Below are 1,634 nucleotides of genomic sequence, written 5' to 3'. Positions count from 1 at the left end.
CCCGGCTGCTCCCGTGCGGCTTCGGTTCTTCTCGCGGTGTGCGGGGGCGGCGCTCAGTCGCTGTCCACGTCCTCGCGCAGTACCTCGCCGTTGGTCGCGTCGACGTCCACGGTCGTCTTGTCCCAGTTGTCGGTCGACACGACGTCCACGGACCACATGACCTTCTGGTTGTCGCCCTCTTCGAGTGCGACGTGGGTCACGGTGCCCTTGGCGTTGTCGGTGGCCACCTTCACGGCCTGCTCCGGCGTCTGCGTGGCCTTCTTCAGCCAGTCGGCGACCTGCTGCTTGTCGTCGGCGTCCTGGTCCTCGGCCTGGGTGCGGAAGACCTCGCCGGAGACCGCGTCGACGTCGATCCGGTGCACGGTGCCGTCGGGGGCGGCGACCTTGGCCTCCCACTCGGGTGCGCCCTGACTGGGAGCCGGGTTCGGCATGCTGGGGCTGGGCGAGCCGGTCGACGCGGTGGCCTCGGCGGACGTGGGCTTCAGTTCGAGGTCGACGAGCTTGCCCTCGGGGACCTCCTTGACGGCGGTGTCGGCAGCCTTGTCCCAGGTGACCTTCGCCTTCGGGACGAGCGCCTGGCGCTCGGCCTGGTCGTCGGTCAGGGACTCGGAGGGAGAGGGGGAAGCGGTGTCGGTGGCGGAAGCCGTGTTGGTGGGGGACGTGGTGGGGGGAGTGGTCTGAGCCGCCTCGGCGACACTGGAGCGTGTCGTGTCGGCGTTCGTGCAGCCGGTCATCAGGAGGACGGAACTGCCCAGGGCACAGATGACGGCCATCGAACGAAGAGGCGGAAGACGTCGCACAGAGCTCATACACCTCTCCGTAACCATATGACCTTCTTGCCATACCGGTTAGGGCGGGAAACCACCGTAATGGCCGATACGGCTCAGGGGGCCGCCGGTACGAGGCGGGGCCCGAGGTGCTCCAGCCACTCCCGGTACGCGGGGGACTGACGGGCCACCTCCCAGTACGCCTCCTCCAGCGCCGGATAGACGGCGTCCAGCTCGGCCCGGGTACGCGCGGCCAGCAGCAGGCGTACGCCGAGGGGGTCGCCGTACAGCCGCCGTACGGCCGTGTCGGGGCGGGACTGGGAGCTGGGCTGGCAGACGGTGACCACCTCACCGGTGGCGACGAGGGACGCGGCGGTGTGGTAGTCGCCGTGCAGGACGCGGGGGTCGAGGCCGACGGCGCGCAGCATGCGGTGCACGCCGTCCCACTCGCCGTCGACGGTGGGATCGACCATCCAGCGGTCGTCGGCCAGGTCGGTGAGGCGGACGACGGTCCGGGCGGCCGCGGGATGGTCGGCGGGCAGCATGACGAACTGGGGTTCGCGTTCGACGAGGACCCGCAGCCGCAGGCCCTCGGGGACGTGCAGCGAGCAGCCCTCCACCTCGTGCACGAAGGCGACGTCGAGCTGGCCGTCGGTGACCCTGCGCAGCAGCGCGTTGGCGGAGACGTCCATCTGGAGCGTCGGTTCCAGGCCCGGCTGTCTGAGCCGGCGCAGCCAGCCGGCCAGGGCACGGCTGGCCGTGGAGCCGACGCGCAGCCGGCTGTCGCCGCCGGCCGCGGCGGCGCGGGCCTCGCGGACCAGGGTGCGCATGTCGGCCAGGAGCGGACGGGCCCGGCCGAGGACCGTC

Annotated in this window: 2 protein-coding genes; both read right to left on the bottom strand. The window is 71.5% G+C overall.

Features of this window, described 5'->3' with window-relative positions; all coding sequences use genetic code 11:
- Positions 1-53: 53 nt before the first annotated feature.
- On the bottom strand, positions 54-809 hold the full coding sequence (locus EBH09_RS34790) for a PepSY domain-containing protein (RefSeq protein WP_121750771.1): 756 nt from the start codon (positions 807-809) through the stop codon (positions 54-56).
- A gap of 74 nt (positions 810-883) precedes the next feature.
- The coding region (locus EBH09_RS34785; RefSeq protein WP_238697530.1) for a LysR family substrate-binding domain-containing protein at positions 884-1,634 on the bottom strand (751 nt) is incomplete at its 5' end.

The sequence above is a fragment of the Streptomyces sp. E2N166 genome (genome assembly GCF_003671715.1).
Lineage (GTDB): Bacteria > Actinomycetota > Actinomycetes > Streptomycetales > Streptomycetaceae > Streptomyces > Streptomyces thinghirensis.
The sequence above is the reverse complement of the archived record's forward strand: the minus strand, read 5'-3'. Positions and strand labels throughout refer to the sequence as shown.

Coding starts and splice junctions, on each gene's coding strand:
- EBH09_RS34790 (WP_121750771.1), bottom strand. CDS start 809: ATGAGCTCTGTGCGACGTCTTCCGCCTCTTCGTTCGATGGCCGTCATC.